Here is a 16,842-nt window from a genome sequence, read left to right as displayed (position 1 = left end):
GACAAGCGATCTATGAAGACACAGCAACGTGGGGGCACCGTCATCGGTCTCATCATCGGCATGATCGTCGGGCTGGCAGCAGCCCTGGCCGTCGCCGTCTATGTGACCAAGGTGCCCGTGCCCTTTCTCTCCAAGGGCGGCAAGACGGCCGACCAGGACGCGGCCGAGGCCCAGCGCAACAAGAACTGGGACCCCAACGCGCCGCTGCAGGGCAAGAACCCGGCGCCGCCACCACCGGCCGCCGTGACGCCCAGCCTCCCCGGCAGCACCGCGCCAACCGCCCCCACCCCGCCCGCCGTGGCCGGAGGCGTGACTCCGCCACCCGCGCCCGTGGACCCGGCCAAGCCGCCCGCCAAGCCCGAAACCAAGGCCGATGGCAAGAGCTCGGCCGATCCGCTGGGTGACCTGGTCAAGTCGCGCTCCGCCGCCGCCGAGAAGGCGGAAAAGGCCGACGCCGCCTTCAACTACTTCGTGCAGGCCGGCGCCTTCCGCAGCCAGGGCGATGCCGACGCGCAGCGCGCCAAGCTGGCCATGCTGGGGTGGGAGGCGCGCGTGAGCGAGCGCGAGCAAAACGGCATCACCATCTTCCGCGTGCGTGTGGGTCCGTTCACCAAGCGCGACGATGCCGAGCAGCTCAAGCAAAAGCTCGACGGTGCCGGGGTCGAGTCCACGCTGGTGCGCGCCGCACGCTGAAAGAGCGTTGCGACAAGAGCGCTGAACTTTTGGCGGACCCCTGCCTCCTAACCTGCAGCATTGAACGAGGAGTTTGTTTTGATGAATCGCCGCGACTTTTCCCTGGCTGCCTCGGCAGCCGCTGCCAGCGCACTGACGCTGGGCATGTCCGCCGCCCAGGCCCAGGCCGCAGCGCCCAAGGAGGGCAAGGACTACATCAAGCTGGCCAAGCCCGCACCCACCAGCGCCGGCGCCGGCAAGGTCGAGGTGGTCGAGTTCTTCTGGTACAGCTGCCCGCACTGCAATGCGTTCGAGCCCACCTTTGCCGCCTGGAAGAACCAGGCGCCGGCCGACGTGGTCGTGCACCGCGTGCCCGTGGCCTTCAACGCCAGCTTCGTGCCCCAGCAAAAGCTCTACTACGCCTTCGAAGGCATGAACCTGCTGGACACCATGCATGCGCGCGCCTTCCACGCCATCCATGTGGAACGCAACCGCCTGGCCAAGGACGACGAGATCTTCGCCTGGGTCGGCAAGCAGGGCGTGGACGTGGCCAAGTTCAAGGAGGTCTACAACTCCTTCAGCGTCTCCAACCAGGTTCGCAAGGCCACCCAGCTGCAGCAGGACTATGACGTGGAAGGCGTGCCGGCCATGGGCGTGGCAGGCCGTTACTACACCGACGGCACCAAGGCCGGCAACATGACCAATGTGCTGCGCGTGGTCGATCAGCTGATCGCCACCAGCCGCAAGGGCTGAGGCCGGGGCCTCGGCCCAGCCAAGCCGCGACAGGCCCGCCATTGCGCGGGCCTGTCGCTTTTGGAAACCTCTTTTTGTGCCTTTGTGTCAGCGCTTTGCGTGCGCGTCGAAAGACGCCAGGAACGGTTGCGCGCGACACCCCCTACAATGGATGCAAGAAGCGTGCCCTCCATGAAACAACGACTTTCCTCCCTCCTGCTCGCCGCCGCCCTGGCGGCTTTCGCCGGTATGGCCCAGGCCGAAAAGGCCGACAGCACCAAGCCCATGAACATCGAGGCCGACGCGCTGCGCCATGACGAGCTCAAGCAGACCAGCGTCTTCACCGGCAACGTGGTGATGACCAAGGGCACCATCGTGCTGCGCGGAGCCCAGCTCGATGTGCGGCAGGACCCTGAAGGCTACCAGTACGGCGTGGTGACGGCCGAGTCGGGCAAGCGTGCCTTCTTCCGCCAAAAGCGCGATACCGTGCCGGGCCAGCCCGAGGAGTTCGTGGAAGGCGAGGGCGAGGTCATCGAATACGACGGCAAGGCCGACCTCGTGAAGTTCATCCGCCGCGGAGAACTGCGCCGCTATCGCGGCGGCCAGCTCAGCGACGAGATCACCGGCTCCATCATCGTCTACAACAACCTCACCGACGTGTTCACCGTCGACGGGCAAAAGACCAGCGGTGGCCAGCCCAGCTCCACGGCCGGCCAGGGCGGGCGCGTGCGCGCCGTGCTGGCGCCCAAGGAAGGCACGCCGGGCTCGCAGCCGCGCGCCCCCGCAGCGGGCACGCCGGGCACGTCCCTGCAGCCCAGCAACAGTCTGGACAGCCTCGGCGGTACCAAGCGATGAGCGGGCAAGCCGCAGCCTCGGCTGCCACTGTACGCGCCGACCAGGGCAGCGGCCTGCAGGCACGCCATCTGGCCAAGTCCTACGGCAGCCGCAAGGTGGTCAAGGACGTGTCGCTGTCCGTGAAAAAGGGCGAGGTCGTGGGCCTGCTGGGCCCCAACGGCGCGGGCAAGACCACCTCGTTCTACATGATCGTGGGCCTGGTGCGCAGCGACGGAGGCGACATCTTCATCGACGGCCAGGCCGTGGGCAACATGCCCATCCACCAGCGCTCGCGCCTGGGCCTGTCCTACCTGCCGCAGGAGGCATCGATCTTCCGCAAGCTCAGCGTCGAGGACAACGTGCGCGCCGTGCTGGAGCTGCAAAGGGACGAGCAGGGCCGGCCGCTGGCGCGCAGCGTCATCGAGGAGCGCCTGACGGCGCTGCTGCAGGAATTGCGCGTGGACCATCTGCGCGCATCGCCCGCGCTGGCGCTGTCGGGCGGCGAACGCCGCCGCGTCGAGATCGCACGCGCCCTGGCCACGCAGCCGCGCTTCATCCTGCTGGACGAGCCCTTTGCCGGCATCGACCCCATCGCCGTGATCGAGATCCAGCGCATCATCGGCTTTCTCAAGGCGCGCGGCATCGGCGTGCTGATCACCGACCACAACGTGCGCGAGACGCTGGGCATCTGCGACCATGCCTTCATCATCAGCGACGGCCACGTGCTGGCCCAGGGCACACCCGAGGAGATCGTGGACAACGCCGAAGTGCGGCGTGTCTACCTCGGCGAACACTTCCGGATGTAGCGCCATGCCCTGCCTGGCCCGTCTGCGAGACCGTCTGCGCGAAGGAGCTGCCGCTTGAAGCCCGGTCTGTCGCTACGCGTCTCCCAGCATCTTTCGCTCACTCCCCAACTGCAGCAGTCGATACAGCTGCTGCAGCTGTCCACGCTGGAGCTGGCGCAGGAAGTGGAGCAGATGCTGGGCGACAACCCCTTCCTGGAGCTGGCGAACGAGGAGGGCGATCACGAGGCGGCCGCCGGCACCCGCGAGCCTGCCGCGACCGGCGCCGAGGCCACGGAGTCCCTCCAGGAAAGCCGCGCAGACCAACCTTCGGCGGCGGTGGAGTGGGAGCCCTCGTCGGAGGCATCCTCCGGCGATGCCGTGGAGACTTCCGGCACGGCCGAGTCCCTGAGCTGGGAGGGCGACGGCCAGACCACCTCGGGCAACGATGACCGCGACTGGGGCAGCGATGCGCCCTCCAGCCGCACGCGCGGGCAGGGCGAGGAAGACGAGGCCGATGCCACCGAACTGGCTCGCAGCGCCGAAAGCCTGACCGACCACCTGCACCGCCAGGCCCTGAGCCTGCGTCTGGGCGAGGTGGACCGCGCCGCACTGCGCTTTCTGATCGAGAACCTCAACGACGACGGCTACCTGGAAGACCCGCTCGACGAGCTGGCACAGGGCCTGGCGGGCGAAGACCTGGAGGAGTGCGAGGAACTGGTGCACCGCTTCACCGTGGCGCTGCGCCTGCTGCAAAGCCTGGAGCCCGTGGGCGTGGGCGCGCGCGACCTGGCCGAATGCCTGACGCTGCAACTGCGCGACCAGCTGGCCGATGCCGAGCGCGAAGGCAACGGCAGTGCCGAGGATGAGGACCGGCAGGCCGTTCTGCGTACCGCGCTGGACATCTGCGCCCAGCCCATGGACCTGCTGGCGCGGCGCGACCTGCGCAAGCTCGCCAGCCTGTGCGGTGCGCGCGAGGAGCGGCTGCGCGAGGCGCTGGTGCTGATCACCCGGCTGGAGCCACGCCCGGGCCGGCGCTTTGCCGACGTGCAGCGCCAGATCGTCGTGCCCGACGTCATCGTGCGCCCCGTGCGCAGCGGCGCGGGCCGCATGGACTTCAGCGTGCAGCTCAACCCCGACGTCATGCCCAAGCTGCGCGTGCACGACATCTATGCCAGCGCGCTGCGCAGCCACAGGGGCAGCGAAGGCCATGCAGCGCTGCAGCAGCGGCTGCAGGAGGCGCGCTGGTTCATCAAGAACATCCAGCAGCGCTTCGACACCATCCTGCGCGTGTCGCAGGCCATCGTGGAGCGCCAGAAGAACTTCTTCGTGCATGGCGAGCTGGCCATGCGCCCGCTGGTGCTGCGCGACATTGCCGATGCACTGGGCCTGCATGAATCCACCATCAGCCGCGTGACCACGGCCAAGTACATGGCCACGCCGCAGGGCACCTACGAGCTCAAGTACTTCTTCGGCTCGGGCCTGGGCACCGAGGCCGGTGGCAATGCCTCCAGCACGGCCGTGCGCGCGCTGATCAAGCAGTTCGTCGCGGCCGAAGACCCCAAGAAGCCGCTGTCGGACAACCAGCTGGCCGACATGCTCAAGGAGCAGGGCATCGAATGCGCGCGGCGCACGGTGGCCAAGTACCGCGAGCTGCTCAAGATCCCGCCGACCACGCTGCGCAAGGCGCTGTAGCCCAGGCGCGCAAACTCGCCATCGCGCCATCGCGCCATCGCGCCATCGCGCCATCGCGCCATCGTGGTGTCTATGGCGTTCGGCCGGCCACGGCATCCCACTTCAAGCCGAATTTCAGCAGGTACTTGCGCAGGCGGTCGGCATCGTTGACCACGCTGCGCTGGGTGCGTGACCGGTCGAACAGGCGGCGCCCCGCATCGGACAGCGAAGGCGACTCCCGGCACACGCGCAGCACCGCTTCGAGCTGCATGCGGTCGAACAGATCCAGCGGCTCCAGTACATCGGCGGACAGCAGGCTTTCCAGGCTGGCACTGGCCGGTTGCACGGCATCGCCTCTTTGCCACAGCCACTTCAGGCGCTGGATCTCGGCATCGACCAGGGCCGTGGAGATGCGCCCCCCGTCGGCCAGCGTGGCCAGGCGCGTCATGCTGGCCGACAGGTCGCGGAAGTTGCCGCTCCACAGCGCATCGGGCGAGCGCGCAAAGCGCAGATAGCGCTCGCGGGCTTCCACGTTGAAACGTACCATCTGGCCGGTCTCGTCGGCCGAGCGCGCGAGCAGGTGGTCCATGTTGGGTTCTATGTCCTCGGGGCGCCCGGCCAGGCCCGGCAGCGCATAGGACCACAGGTTGATGCGCGCGAACAGATCCTCGCGAAAGCGCCCCTGCGCCACGTCGATGCGCAGGTCGCGGTGCGTGCCGGCGACCAGTTGGAAGTCGCTGCTGACCTCGCGGTCGCTGCCCATGGGATAGAAGCGCTTTTCCTCCACCGCCTTGAGCAGCATGGCCTGCTCGTCCAGGCCCAGCTCGCCGATTTCGTCCAGGAACAGCACGCCCTGGTGCGCGCTGCGCAGCAGGCCGGCGCGGTCGGCCGCAGCGCCCGTGAACGCGCCCTTCCTGTGGCCGAACAGCACCGAGGCCGCGCCGTCGCCGCGCAGCGTGGCGCAATTGACCTCCACGAAGTCGCCCTGCACCTGGTGCCTGGCCTTCTTCAACTCGTACATGCGCCGCGCCAGATGCGACTTGCCCGCCCCCGTGGGACCCGTGAGCAGGATGGGCGCGCGCGAGCGCACGGCCACGCGCTCGATCTCGTCGATCAGCGTGTTGAACCCGGCATTGCGCGTGGCGATGCCGCTCTTGAGAAATTGCACGGCCTCGCTCTGCTCGGCGCCGAAGCGCTGGGCGATCACGTCGTAGCGCGACAGGTCCAGATCGATCAGCGCATAGCTGCCCGGGTCTCCCATGCGCTGGCGCCGGGGTGGCGAGGTCTGGGCCAGCACGCCGGGAATGCGGCGCGACTCCACCAGCAGGAACAGGCAGATCTGCGCCACGTGCGTGCCCGTGGTGATGTGGGTCCAGTACTCCTCGCGCTCGGGGTCGAAGCGGTAGGCCTGCGTCCAGTCGAACAGCCGCGCATAGACCTCGCCGAAATCCCAGGGATCGGCAATGTCCATGGGCACGAGGTTCACCCGGGTCTCGGGCGATGCCGTGGCGATGTCGCCCTGCAGCAGCTGCGCCAGGGCCAGATGGGGCGGCGTGTAGAGCAGCTCCAGCCGCTCCACTACCAGATCCTCGTGCTGCAGGAGGGAGAGGGTCGGCCGCCATTTTTCCCAGCGCCCCGCGCCCCTGCCGGAGTCCAGCTGCGTACCCAGAAAGCCGATGACGACCTTTTTCTTTTCCATATTTTTGTCTAGTTGAATAGCTGAAATTCTAGTTTCTTTGGATTGAAGAATAAGTCAGGAAAGGTGTGATTCGAGATTTATTCAAATAAATCAATGGGTTGAAGAATAGTTTGGCGCCTGATGCCAGGCTGGCACGCATCTCGCAATAACCAAGGCATCCAGTGCAAGCGGTGACCGCCCACAGGCCGGGGTTGGGGCAAAGGCCCGCCCCGCCGGTGCCGGAAGTCCGGGCCCCCAGGAGCTTGTCGATTTCCCGCATGCCGCACGCCGCAAGCGCTGGGTAACGGCAAGGTTGTGGAAACCGTCCCGCAAGGGACGCCTGGTTCGACTCCAGGCTTGCCAGCCACTGGTAGCTCAGTCTGGTAGAGCACCCTCGCAAGAGGACTGTCGCAGGTTCGATTCCTGTCCACTCTTCCGGCCGCAAGGCCGGGCTATTGAAACGGTCGAAAGACCACCCGCCGAACGCGGGAGGTGGCCACCGGGTTGCGATGCAGCCCCAGGCCGCCACCCGTCAGCGGCGGCGGCTGTGCCAGGTTCCGGCACGGTCCGCGCCCGCAGCCAGCCACGCTGCAACCTGTTTCCAGGGTTGCCGCCACGGCGCACTGCAAGGCCCGGGCCGTGCCCCCTGGAACCCCGCCGCTGCTGTAACGGCACCCCTATTGATTGCGGCGAAGACGCCGAACGAGGAGAAGAAGAAATGCTGAAGATCCAACGCATCACCGTCAAGAAGAACGAACGCGCCCTGCTGCTGCGCAATGGCGATTTCGAGCGCGTGCTGCACAGCGGCCGGCACTGGCTGTTTGCCGGCACCGACCAGCTGCGCGTGGAAACCTTTGCCCTGGAGCAGCCCGCCTTCACGCACGGCCTGGCCGACTACCTGATGGCGCAGGAGCCCGCCGTGGTGGCCGCCGAATTCCTGCGCGTGGAACTGTCCGAAACCGAGGCGGGCCTGCGCAGCGAAAACGGCGTGCTGGTCGAGATCCTGCCGCCCGGCACGCGCCGCTTGTACTGGAAGGGACTGGTGGATGTGAGCGTGCAGGTGGTCGACCTGCAGGCCGGCGCCGAGCTGCCCGCCGCCCTGGCGGCGCGCCTGACCCAGACGCAGCTGCGCCAGCGCAGCGTGTCCGGCCTCAACGGCGTGCTGCAGGTGCAGGTGCCCGCAGGCCAGTGCGCGCTGCTGACCATCGACGGCAAGGTGGACCGCCTGCTGCAGGCCGGCAGCCATGCATTCTGGAAGTTCGGCCGCAGCATTGCCGTGGAGCTGGTGGACCTGCGCCTGCAGGCCGTCGAGGTCTCGGGCCAGGACATCATGACCCGCGACAAGGTGAGCCTGCGCCTGAACCTGAGTGCCACCTACCGCCACACCGACGTGCTGCGCGCCTTTGCCCAGTTGCAAAAGCCTGCCGAGCACCTGTACCGGGAGCTGCAGTTCGCGCTGCGCGCCGCCGTGGGCACCCGCACGCTCGATGAGCTGCTGGAGAACAAGACGGTGATCGATGACGTGGTGACCGCGCACATGGCCGCCAGGCTGCAGCCGTTCGGCATGGTCCTGGAGAGCGTGGGCGTGAAGGACATCGTGCTGCCCGGCGAGATGAAGGCCATCCTGACCCAGGTGGTGCAGGCCGAAAAGCAGGCCCAGGCCAACGTGATCCGCCGCCGCGAGGAAACGGCCGCTACGCGCTCGCTGCTCAACACCGCCAAGGTCATGGAGGACAACCCCGTGGCCCTGCGCATGAAGGAGCTGGAGACGCTGGAACGCGTGGCCGAGCGCATCGACAAGATCTCCGTGTTCGGCGGGCTGGACCAGGTGCTCAACGGGCTGGTGAAGATGCGTTGATCACGTGATGAGCAGGTATGGAGCGGCTGGCGGTGCCAGATGCTTCATGCCTGCCCTTGAAGGAGAGACACCATGGACAAAAACATGACATCGGGAAAGATGCAATCGCGTGCTGCGCAAATACAGGAGCGTGCAGACGCACTGGCTGCTGCAACACAGGCGCTCTACCAGAGCTTTGCGGGATACAGGTCGCCGTCGGTACCGCTGGACGCTTGCGTTGCATGCTGCATGGATCCGGACCTGGAGCGCGAGATGCGCCGCCTGCCTCTGCGCTGCCTGACCGAGCACCATTTCTACCAATACAACGACGCTGCCAAAAGCGTGGTCCAGCCTGCAGATGAGATCAAGTACCTGGCGCCAAGAATGCTGGAACTGCTGGCGCAGGGCGCAAGGCTGCACCACTCCACCGAGTTGTATCTGGACCGCCTCGGGCGTTGCGAGCCCGGCTCCTTTTCATCGCAGGAAAGCGCGGCCTTGCAGGGCTTCGCACAAGCATTCTTTGCCTTGGGGCTGGAGCAATGGGCCGAGCCGGAAGCAGGTGTCTTCCAGGGGGATGAGGCCTTCTCCGTCTTGCTCATGTGGGACTATGCCGGCGTGCCGCTCCAGCCATTGCTGGACCACTGGCTGACCTGCGACAGCGAGAGCGCCACGCTGCATTTTGTCGATGCCTGCTTCTACGAATTCATCTGGGACGGGCGTTGCATCAGCAACGCCTTCGCATCCGATCGCAATGGCTACCGGGCAACGATGGAGCAATGGCTTTCGCAGACCTCCACGAAGAACCACTGGGCCAGGCAATTGCTGCAGCTGGCCGAGCGAGGCCCGGCCAGCACCTGGCTGCCTTCTGGCAAGCGCGACCATCAGTGCTACCCGCTGGACGAGCGCCTGGGCGCGGTATTCGATGCCATGGCTGCTTGAAGCGCCAAACGATTCGATGAAGAACAAAGACATGAAAGAAAACAGCACCATGAACAGCTACCAACAGCATGAAGTCGAGGGCGGCGTCCCCATCAAGATGTGGACCAGGGGCGTGCCCGTGGAGGACGAGGCGCGCAAGCAGCTGGAGAACGCCGCGCGCCTGCCCGTGGTGTTCAAGCATGTCGCGGCCATGCCCGATGTGCACCTGGGTATAGGCGCCACCGTGGGCTCGGTGATCCCGACCATCAAGGCCATCATCCCTGCGGCCGTGGGCGTGGACATCGGCTGCGGAATGATGGCGGCCAAGACCACGCTGCGCGCCGAGGACCTGCCCGACAACCTGGGCCCGCTGCGCTCGGCCATAGAGCAGGCCGTGCCGCATGGCTCGGTGCCGCGCCACCGCGGCCGTGATCCCGGCAGCTGGGAGAACCCGCCCGTGTCGGTGGACCAGGTCTGGGCCACGCTGGCCGATGAGTTCGACCTGCTGTGCGAGCTGCATCCGCGCCTGGCCAACACCAACAACCGCAAGCACCTGGGAACGCTGGGCAGCGGCAACCACTTCATCGAGATCTGCCTGGACGAGGCGGGCTTCGTGTGGTTCATGCTGCACTCGGGCTCGCGCGGCGTGGGCAATGCCATCGGCACCCATTTCATCGAGCTGGCCAAGAAGGACGCAGAACTGCACCAGCGCAACCTGCCCGACAAGGACCTGGCCTATTTCGAGGAAGGAGCCCGCTACTTTGGCGACTATGTGCGTGGCGTGTCCTGGGCGCAGAAGTTCGCCATGCGCAACCGCGAGGTGATGATGGCCAACCTCATCGCCACGGTGCGCAAGGTGATCGCCAAGCCCTTCGAGTCGCATGTGGAGGCGGTGAACTGCCACCACAACTACGTGCAGCAGGAGCGCCATTTCGGCCAGGACGTGTTCATCACCCGCAAGGGCGCGGTGAGCGCGCGGCGCGGCGAGCTGGGCATCATCCCGGGCAGCATGGGCGCGCGCAGCTATATCGTGCGCGGCCTGGGCAACCCGGAGAGCTTCGAGAGCTGCAGCCACGGTGCGGGCCGCGTGATGAGCCGCACCAAGGCCAAGAAGATGTTCAGCGTGGAGGACCACATCAAGGCCACCGAGGGCGTGGAATGCCGCAAGGATGCCAACGTGGTGGACGAGATTCCCATGGCCTACAAGGACATCGATGCCGTCATGGCCGCGCAGCAGGATCTGGTCGAGGTGGTGCACACGCTCAAACAGGTGGTGTGCGTGAAAGGATAGGCACCCCCTGAGCGGCTGCGCCGCTTCCCCCGTTGCACGGCGCCTCGCTACCCGCCTCGCTACCCGCTTCGCGGGGGAGGGGGCGACACCCTCGGTGCGGAGCGGCCGGCCCAGGCCCTTCCTCGGTGTCCCTTGCTTGGGGCATGCCAGTCTCATGAGGCGTGGCAATTGAAAAGAGAATCTGCGGGATGCCGTGGCGCGCTTTGGCGCAGATGCATAGCAAGACCCTGGACAAACCGAGAAGAAGAACAGGAAAGAGCAATGAAGATGATCGAGATCGACGGCTCCGCCGGGGAGGGCGGAGGCCAGATGCTGCGCAGCGCGCTGGCGCTGTCCATGTGCACGGGCCAGCCCTTTGCCATGCAGCGCATCCGTGCCGGGCGCGCCAAGCCGGGCCTGATGCGCCAGCACCTGGCCTGCGTCAATGCCGCCGCCGAAATCTGCGGCGCGCAGATGCAGGGCGCCCAGATGAATTCGCAGGTGCTGCAATTCACGCCGGGGCCGGTGCGTGCGGGCGAGTACCGCTTCGTGATCGCCTCGGCGGGCAGTTGCACCCTGCTGCTGCAGACGCTGTGGCCCGCGCTGATGCTGGCCGATGGAGAAAGCCGCCTGACCCTGGGCGGCGGCACCCACAACCCGGCCGCGCCGCCCTTCCACTTCCTGGAGCGCAGCTATGCGCCGCTGCTGCACAGGCTGGGCGCGCGCTCCGAACTGCGGCTGCGCCGGCTGGGCTTCTACCCGGCCGGTGGCGGCGAGATGGACGTGACGATCACGCCGGCAACCAATGGGCTGGCGCCTTTCGATATCACCGAACGCGGCGCCCCCGTGGCCAGCCATGCCGAATGCTTTGCGCCCGCGCTGCCACGCGCGGTGGCCCAGCGCGAACTGGACCATCTGGGCCAGGCCCTGGGCTGGTCTGGCGAGCAGCTGCAGGTGGCTGCCGTGCGCCAGAACGAGGGGCCGGGCAATGCGCTGCTGGCCACGCTGGCCTATGAGCGCCTGAGCGAAGTGTTCACGCAGTTCGGCATGAAGGGCATCAGCGCCGAAAAGGTGGCCCATGACCTGGCGCGCGAGGTGCGCCGCCACCAGGGCAGCCGGGCCGCGCTGGGCCCGTACCTGGCCGACCAATGGGCTCTGCCGCTGGCGCTGGCCGTCTGGCGCAGCGGGCGCGGTGCCTGCTACACCTGCACGGAACTGACGCCGCATGCGCGCAGCAATTTCGAGGTGATCGAGCGCTTTGTGCCTGTGCGCTTCGCCACGGACGCCGCGGGCGACGGCTGGCGTGTTTCGCTCTCGCCAGCCTGAGCGGCCTCAGCGATCGGCCCGCACCAGGGTGCTCTTGCCGAACAGGCTCTCCAGCAGGTCCACCACCAGCTCGGCTGTCTGGTTGCGCACGTCCAGCGCGGGATTGAGCTCCACCAGATCCATCGAGCCCAGGCGTCCGGTGTCCGCCAGCATCTCCATGCACAGCTGGGCCTCGCGGTAGCTGGGGCCGCCGCGCACGGGGGTGCCGGTGCCGGGCGCGATGTCGGGATCGAGATAGTCCACGTCGAAGCTCAGGTGCAGGTGGGTGTCGCTGCCTTCCAGGTCTTCCAGCGCGCGGCGCATGACCTCGCGCATGCCCAGTTCGTCGATGGCGCGCATGTCATAGACCTCCACGCCCAGCGAATGCAGCAGGCGCTTTTCCTGGTCATCCACGCTGCGCAGGCCGATCTGGCACAGCGAGGCGGCTGCCAGCGCCGGATCGCCGCCCTGGGACAGCGCGGTCAGCGCCGCGGGCCCCAGGCCGCACAGGCTGGCCACGGGCATGCCGTGCAGGTTGCCGCTGGGTGAGATATCGGGCGTGTTGCAGTCGGCGTGGGCATCGAGCCAGATCACGCGCAGCGCGCGGCCCCGTCGGCGGCAGTGGGTGGCCACGGCGCTGATCGAGCCCATGGCCAGGCTGTGGTCGCCGCCCAGCATCAGCGGCAGCTCGCCGTCGTCCAGCGCCTGGCCCACGGCCTGGTGCACGGCGTCCATCCAGGCGCGGGCCGGCGCGAGGTGACGCAGCCCCTGCTCGGGCGGTGTCTGCGGATTGGGCGGGCCTGCCAGATTGCCGATGTCGCTCACCTGGCAGCCCAGCTGGCGCAGCGCCGGGCCCAGGCCGGCCACGCGCAGTGCGTCCGGCCCCATGGCGCTGCCCAGGCGGCTGGCGCCGATGTCGGTGGGCACGCCGATGAGTCTCAGGGCGTGTGCGGTATTCGTGGCCTTGTTCGTGCGGGTGGTCATGCTCATGGGGTCCATGGTATGCAACTGCCGTGTCAGCCAAAGCCGCGTTCTGCCTGCCCGGCCTCGCGCACCAGCCGGTACAGATCGCGCGGGTCGGCCAGCGCGGGCACCAGGTCGATCGACTGCATCAGTCCGGTGTCGCGGGCCAGGGCCCGCAGCCAGCGCAGCGCCGAATAGTCCTCCAGCGCAAAGCCCACGGAGTCGAACAGCGTGATCTCCGTGTCATGGCCGCGGCCCGGCGCCTGGCCGTTGATGACCTGCCACAGCTCGGTCACGGGCGTGTCGGCGGGCAACTGCTGCAACTCGCCTTCCACGCGCGTCTGCGGCGTGAACTCCACGAAGATGCGTGCGCGCCGCAGCAGTGCCAGGGGCAGTTCGGTCTTGCCGGGGCAATCGCCGCCGACGGCGTTGATGTGGGTGCCCGGGCGCACATCGGCATCGGCGATCACGCAGGCACGGTGCTTGGCGGCCGTCACCGTGGTCACGATGTCGGCGCCCTCCAGGGCCTCGGCGCTGCTGGCGCAGCAGGTGATGCGCTGGGCCGCGATGCCCGCATGGCCCAGGTTGGCCACCAGCTTGCGCATGGCCTGGACATCGATGTCGAAGATGCGCAGCCGTTCCACGCCCAGCAGGTGGGTGAAGGCCAGGGCCTGGAATTCGGACTGCGATCCTGCGCCTATCAGCGCCATGCTGCGGCAGCCCGGCCGCGCCAGCCGGCGTGCGGCCAGCGCCGAGGTGGCGGCGGTACGCAGCGCCGTGGCCAGCGTCAGGTCGGACAGGAAGACCGGCAGGCCCGTGGCCACGTCGGCCAGGGCGCCGAAGGCCATCACCGTGGGCAGGTCCCGATCGGCGTTGTCCGGGTGGCCGTTGACGTACTTGAAGGCGTAGTCGAGCGCATCGGACACGGGCATGAGTTCGATCACGCCGCCCGGCGAATGGTGGGCGATGCGGGCCGATTTCTCGAAATCTGGCCAGCGCGCGAAGTCTTGCTCGATGGCATCGGCCAGACCGGCCAGGCAGGCGGCAACGCCGACCTGCGCCACCAGGCGTGCGGCCTGCGTGGCGCCAAGGAAATCCGTGTGGACGGGCATGGTTCGAGGCTTCATGGTGCTCTCCCTGGCGGTTGCTTCCACTGTAGGCCCGGGCCCAAGCGCAGGCAAGCGGGTTTCGGCTGGCGCCTGCGCGGGGAATCGCGGTGCGCGTATGCTCGGCACCCTAGCTATGAACCAACTGCATCTGTTTCTGCCCTGCGCCGCCGGCGTCGAGGGATTTCTGGCCGACGAGGTCCACGCGATCACCGGCCTGAGCGGCCACGACCTCATGGTGGGCCGTGGCGGCGTGATGGTGCGCGGCCTGTGGCGCGACGCCCTGCTGCTGAACCTGCACAGCCGGCTGGCCCAGCGCGTGCTGGTGCAGCTGTCGCAGACCCTGTACCGCAACGAGAACGACCTGTACCGCGCCGCCAGCGAGGTGGCCTGGGAGATCTGGTTCTCCCCGCGCGAGAGCTTCAAGATCGAGGTCACGGCCCAGCACAGCCCGCTGACCAGCCTCAACTTCGCGGCGCTGCGCGTCAAGGACGCCATTGCCGACCGCTTCCGCGACAGGAAGGGCGTGCGCCCCGACGTGGAAACGCGCCACCCCGACGTGCGCGTGCACCTGCACCTGACCACCGACGAGGCCACCATCTACATCGACACCTCGGGCGAGGCGCTGTTCAAGCGCGGCTGGCGCGAGGACAAGGGCGATGCGCCGCTCAAGGAAACCCTGGCCGCGGCCATGATCGCCGCCACGGGCTGGGACCCGCACGGCGACGATCCCCAGCCGCTGTACGACCCCTGCTGCGGCAGCGGCACGGTGCTGATCGAGGCCGCGCAGATTGCCCGGCGCATTCCGGCCGGCATCCTGCGGCGCTTTGCGTTCGAGAAGCTGGTGCCCTTCCAGAGGCATGTGTGGGAAGCCATGCTGGACGAGGCCGAGGCCGCGATCCTGCCCGACAGCCCCGTGGCCATCTATGGCTCCGACGTGTCCCACCGCATGGTGGACTTTGCCCAGCGCAACGCCGAGCGTGCGGGCGTGGGCCAGACCGTGCAACTGCGCGGCGGCGACGCGCTGCAGCGCATGCCGCCCTGCGAGCAGCCCGGCCTGATGCTGCTGAACCCGCCCTATGGCGAGCGCATTGCCGCAGCCGGCTCGGCCGGCCGCAGCGCCGGCGAGCGCATGGAAGTGGTCGAGCGCGCGGGCCGCGAGACGGCACAGACCGAGGACGGAGTGGAATTCTTCAGCCAGCTGGCCACCCACTGGAAGAAGAACTACAGCGGCTGGAGCGCCTGGATGCTCACGCCCGACCTCAAGCTGCCCGGCAAGATGCGCCTGAAGGAGGCGCGCCGCACGCCCATGTGGAACGGCCCCATCGAGTGCCGGCTGTTCCGCTTCGACATGGTCCGTGGCGCAGTCAAGCCCAGAAAGGCCGCCGAAGGCCCGGCAGAGGGCGCCGCACCATGAAGATCGTGCTGCGCTGGCCGCAGTGCAACGATGGCTACCAGGGGCCCCTGCCCCGGCCCGTGGTGCTCGATACCAATGTGGTCCTTGACATGCTGATCTTCGACGATCCGCATGTCCCCCCCATCCGCGAACTGGTGGAGCAGGGACAGATGCGCTGGATCGCCGACCAGGCCCAGCGCCTCGAACTCGAACGCGTGCTGCACTACAGCCAGATCGCGCCGCGCGTGGCCTTCTACGGCAAGACGGCAGAAGGCGTGCTCTCGGCCTTTGACGGAGCCGTCGAATACGTGGCCGATGCGCCGCGCATCCGCTTTGCCTGCACCGACCCCGACGACCAGCATTTCCTGGACCTGGCCAGCCAGCACCAGGCGCTGCTGATCAGCAAGGACAAGGCCGTGCTCAAGCTGCGCAAGCGCGTGGCCGGCCTGGGCGCCACCGTGGGCAACATCCTGCTGGCCGAGCAGGAAGAGGCGCTGGCCGCCTGAAGCCCGCCGTCGCTGTGGTGCGGCAACCACCCAGGCCAGGCCGGGGTACCGGCACAGGCGCGCCCGCCTTGCCGGCTTTCTCCTAAACTGGCGGCCATGCAGGAGGCGCAAGCCCTTCTGCCAGGAGGACGGCCTCCCCCACACCGGGACATGCATGCGCCGGGACGACCCGGCTCCACAAGGAGTTTTCCATGGCATGGGTCTATCTGTTGGTGGCGGGGCTGCTCGAAGTGGTCTGGGCGTTTTCGATGAAGCAATCGCACGGCTTCACGCGGCTGGTGCCCAGCGCCATCACCATCGTCACCATGATCGCCAGCTTCGGCCTGCTGGCCGTGGCCATGCGCAGCCTGCCGCTGGGCACGGCCTACACGATCTGGACCGGCATCGGCGCCGTGGGCGCCTTCCTGGTCGGCATCACGGTCCTGGGCGAGCAGGTCAGCGCCATGCGCATCGGCGCGGCCGTGCTCATCGTCTCGGGCCTGGTGCTGATGAAGCTGTCTTCGGACTGAGCGGGCGGCCGTTCAGCGACCCGTGCCCAGCTCCAGCGTCAGCCGCAGCATGTCGCGGTGCTGCACGCCGCGCTCCCACAGCTGGGTGGTGTAGTGCCTGAGGAAGAAATCCCTGTCTATGCCCGTCACGCGAAAACCCGCGCGCTGGTAGAAGACCAGCTGGTCGCCGAAGCTGCCCGTGCCGACCTCGATGCGAGGAGCATCTTGCGAGCGCGCCCAGGCAATGGCCCGGCGCAGCAGGGCGGTGCCCAGGCCCCTGTGGTGCAGCGATTCCGCGACCGCGATGTTCATCAGCTCCCAGGCGGGAGGGGCCGATGCCTCGTCGCCGCTGGCGCGCAGCGGCACCAGCACGCACATGCCCAATACCTCGCCGCGCCCGCCGGGACGCGGCGGCTGGCCTTCGCGCTGGAAGGACTCGCGCGCGGCAAAACAGGTGGAGCCCGCCAGATAACCGCGCACCTTCTCCCGCGACGGATCCGCCGACAGCAGCAGCGGCCACGGCGCCTCGGCCGGGTTCAGCGGCTCTATGTGCCAGGGTGCGAGGGAAACGGAAGGCGCGGTCATAAGCCTGAATCATCCCATGCCTGACATTGGGACGCAGTTGGGCGCCTCTGCGGAATCTTGACGTGCGCTTACAACTGTGCATTTGCACGCGTGGAT

At 67.8% G+C, this 16,842-nt stretch carries 16 protein-coding genes; 12 read left to right on the top strand and 4 right to left on the bottom strand.

The genetic code is table 11. From position 1 onward, the window contains the following. Positions 1 to 12: 12 nt before the first annotated feature. From ACFPFG_RS17765 to ACFPFG_RS17745, 5 genes are all read left to right on the top strand, one after another. Positions 13 to 693, top strand: coding sequence for an SPOR domain-containing protein (locus ACFPFG_RS17765; RefSeq protein ID WP_198820671.1), 681 nt, complete (start codon positions 13 to 15; stop codon positions 691 to 693). Between the two features lie 81 nt (positions 694 to 774). Next, the gene (locus ACFPFG_RS17760) at positions 775 to 1,425 is read left to right on the top strand and encodes a thiol:disulfide interchange protein DsbA/DsbL (RefSeq protein WP_374623652.1); all 651 of its coding nucleotides are present in this window, start codon (positions 775 to 777) and stop codon (positions 1,423 to 1,425) included. Positions 1,426 to 1,596: 171 nt separating this feature from the next. After that, entirely contained in the window at positions 1,597 to 2,259 is a 663-nt protein-coding gene (gene lptA, locus ACFPFG_RS17755) for a lipopolysaccharide transport periplasmic protein LptA (RefSeq protein ID WP_183020680.1), read from the top strand. Continuing rightward, positions 2,256 to 3,044, top strand: a complete 789-nt coding sequence (lptB, locus tag ACFPFG_RS17750) for an LPS export ABC transporter ATP-binding protein (RefSeq protein ID WP_183020681.1) — start codon at positions 2,256 to 2,258, stop codon at positions 3,042 to 3,044. The genes lptA and lptB overlap by 4 nt, the downstream gene beginning before the upstream one ends. A 54-nt stretch (positions 3,045 to 3,098) precedes the next feature. Continuing rightward, entirely contained in the window at positions 3,099 to 4,715 is a 1,617-nt protein-coding gene (locus ACFPFG_RS17745) for an RNA polymerase factor sigma-54 (protein WP_183020682.1), read from the top strand. 70 nt (positions 4,716 to 4,785) lie between these two features. Here ACFPFG_RS17745 and rtcR read toward each other — a convergent pair whose 3' ends face one another. Then, positions 4,786 to 6,393, bottom strand: coding sequence for an RNA repair transcriptional activator RtcR (gene rtcR, locus ACFPFG_RS17740; protein WP_380107637.1), 1,608 nt, complete (start codon positions 6,391 to 6,393; stop codon positions 4,786 to 4,788). A gap of 697 nt (positions 6,394 to 7,090) precedes the next feature. Here rtcR and ACFPFG_RS17735 point away from each other — a divergent pair. The 4 genes from ACFPFG_RS17735 to rtcA all read left to right on the top strand — a co-directional run bounded on the left by ACFPFG_RS17735 (position 7,091) and on the right by rtcA (position 11,723). Next, positions 7,091 to 8,230, top strand: coding sequence for a slipin family protein (locus ACFPFG_RS17735; protein WP_183020684.1), 1,140 nt, complete (start codon positions 7,091 to 7,093; stop codon positions 8,228 to 8,230). Positions 8,231 to 8,458: 228 nt separating this feature from the next. Further along, positions 8,459 to 9,148 (top strand): hypothetical protein, encoded by a 690-nt coding sequence (locus tag ACFPFG_RS17730; protein WP_380107634.1) that lies wholly within the window; start codon positions 8,459 to 8,461, stop codon positions 9,146 to 9,148. 31 nt (positions 9,149 to 9,179) lie between these two features. Further along, positions 9,180 to 10,418, top strand: coding sequence for an RtcB family protein (locus ACFPFG_RS17725; RefSeq protein WP_183020686.1), 1,239 nt, complete (start codon positions 9,180 to 9,182; stop codon positions 10,416 to 10,418). A gap of 261 nt (positions 10,419 to 10,679) precedes the next feature. Next, entirely contained in the window at positions 10,680 to 11,723 is a 1,044-nt protein-coding gene (gene rtcA / locus ACFPFG_RS17720; RefSeq protein ID WP_380107632.1) for an RNA 3'-terminal phosphate cyclase, read from the top strand. A gap of 6 nt (positions 11,724 to 11,729) precedes the next feature. Here the strand turns inward: rtcA and rocF are convergent, their stop codons facing one another. Together rocF and ACFPFG_RS17710 are read right to left on the bottom strand one after the other, a co-directional pair. Further along, entirely contained in the window at positions 11,730 to 12,701 is a 972-nt protein-coding gene (gene rocF, locus ACFPFG_RS17715; RefSeq protein ID WP_380107630.1) for an arginase, read from the bottom strand. Between the two features lie 17 nt (positions 12,702 to 12,718). Further along, positions 12,719 to 13,792: an ornithine cyclodeaminase gene (locus ACFPFG_RS17710; protein WP_197954099.1), complete on the bottom strand. Its 1,074-nt coding sequence runs from the start codon at positions 13,790 to 13,792 to the stop codon at positions 12,719 to 12,721. Between the two features lie 115 nt (positions 13,793 to 13,907). Between ACFPFG_RS17710 and ACFPFG_RS17705 the strand changes: the two genes are divergently transcribed. The 3 genes from ACFPFG_RS17705 (at position 13,908) to sugE (ending at position 16,182) form a co-directional block, all read left to right on the top strand. Next, positions 13,908 to 15,188, top strand: a complete 1,281-nt coding sequence (locus ACFPFG_RS17705) for a THUMP domain-containing class I SAM-dependent RNA methyltransferase (protein WP_183020690.1) — start codon at positions 13,908 to 13,910, stop codon at positions 15,186 to 15,188. After that, the gene (locus tag ACFPFG_RS17700; protein WP_183020691.1) at positions 15,185 to 15,673 is read left to right on the top strand and encodes a putative toxin-antitoxin system toxin component, PIN family; all 489 of its coding nucleotides are present in this window, start codon (positions 15,185 to 15,187) and stop codon (positions 15,671 to 15,673) included. The genes ACFPFG_RS17705 and ACFPFG_RS17700 overlap by 4 nt, the downstream gene beginning before the upstream one ends. Before the next feature lie 191 nt (positions 15,674 to 15,864). Further along, on the top strand, positions 15,865 to 16,182 hold the full coding sequence (sugE, locus tag ACFPFG_RS17695; RefSeq protein WP_012202617.1) for a quaternary ammonium compound efflux SMR transporter SugE: 318 nt from the start codon (positions 15,865 to 15,867) through the stop codon (positions 16,180 to 16,182). Between the two features lie 12 nt (positions 16,183 to 16,194). On the opposite strand, the gene ACFPFG_RS17690 is transcribed toward sugE, so the two are convergent. After that, positions 16,195 to 16,746, bottom strand: a complete 552-nt coding sequence (locus tag ACFPFG_RS17690; protein ID WP_183020692.1) for a GNAT family N-acetyltransferase — start codon at positions 16,744 to 16,746, stop codon at positions 16,195 to 16,197. Between the last annotated feature and the right edge of the window lie 96 nt (positions 16,747 to 16,842).

The organism is Delftia deserti (assembly GCF_042653485.1).
Lineage (GTDB): Bacteria > Pseudomonadota > Gammaproteobacteria > Burkholderiales > Burkholderiaceae_C > Comamonas > Comamonas acidovorans.
The sequence above is the reverse complement of the archived record's forward strand: the minus strand, read 5'-3'. Positions and strand labels throughout refer to the sequence as shown.

Coding starts and splice junctions, on each gene's coding strand:
- ACFPFG_RS17765 (WP_198820671.1), top strand. CDS start 13: ATGAAGACACAGCAACGTGGGGGCACCGTCATCGGTCTCATCATCGGC.
- rtcR (WP_380107637.1), bottom strand. CDS start 6,393: ATGGAAAAGAAAAAGGTCGTCATCGGCTTTCTGGGTACGCAGCTGGAC.
- ACFPFG_RS17725 (WP_183020686.1), top strand. CDS start 9,180: ATGAAAGAAAACAGCACCATGAACAGCTACCAACAGCATGAAGTCGAG.
- ACFPFG_RS17690 (WP_183020692.1), bottom strand. CDS start 16,746: ATGACCGCGCCTTCCGTTTCCCTCGCACCCTGGCACATAGAGCCGCTG.
- ACFPFG_RS17710 (WP_197954099.1), bottom strand. CDS start 13,792: ATGAAGCCTCGAACCATGCCCGTCCACACGGATTTCCTTGGCGCCACG.
- ACFPFG_RS17730 (WP_380107634.1), top strand. CDS start 8,459: ATGGATCCGGACCTGGAGCGCGAGATGCGCCGCCTGCCTCTGCGCTGC.
- ACFPFG_RS17760 (WP_374623652.1), top strand. CDS start 775: ATGAATCGCCGCGACTTTTCCCTGGCTGCCTCGGCAGCCGCTGCCAGC.
- ACFPFG_RS17700 (WP_183020691.1), top strand. CDS start 15,185: ATGAAGATCGTGCTGCGCTGGCCGCAGTGCAACGATGGCTACCAGGGG.
- rocF (WP_380107630.1), bottom strand. CDS start 12,701: ATGGACCCCATGAGCATGACCACCCGCACGAACAAGGCCACGAATACC.
- ACFPFG_RS17735 (WP_183020684.1), top strand. CDS start 7,091: ATGCTGAAGATCCAACGCATCACCGTCAAGAAGAACGAACGCGCCCTG.
- lptA (WP_183020680.1), top strand. CDS start 1,597: ATGAAACAACGACTTTCCTCCCTCCTGCTCGCCGCCGCCCTGGCGGCT.
- rtcA (WP_380107632.1), top strand. CDS start 10,680: ATGAAGATGATCGAGATCGACGGCTCCGCCGGGGAGGGCGGAGGCCAG.
- sugE (WP_012202617.1), top strand. CDS start 15,865: ATGGCATGGGTCTATCTGTTGGTGGCGGGGCTGCTCGAAGTGGTCTGG.
- ACFPFG_RS17705 (WP_183020690.1), top strand. CDS start 13,908: ATGAACCAACTGCATCTGTTTCTGCCCTGCGCCGCCGGCGTCGAGGGA.
- lptB (WP_183020681.1), top strand. CDS start 2,256: ATGAGCGGGCAAGCCGCAGCCTCGGCTGCCACTGTACGCGCCGACCAG.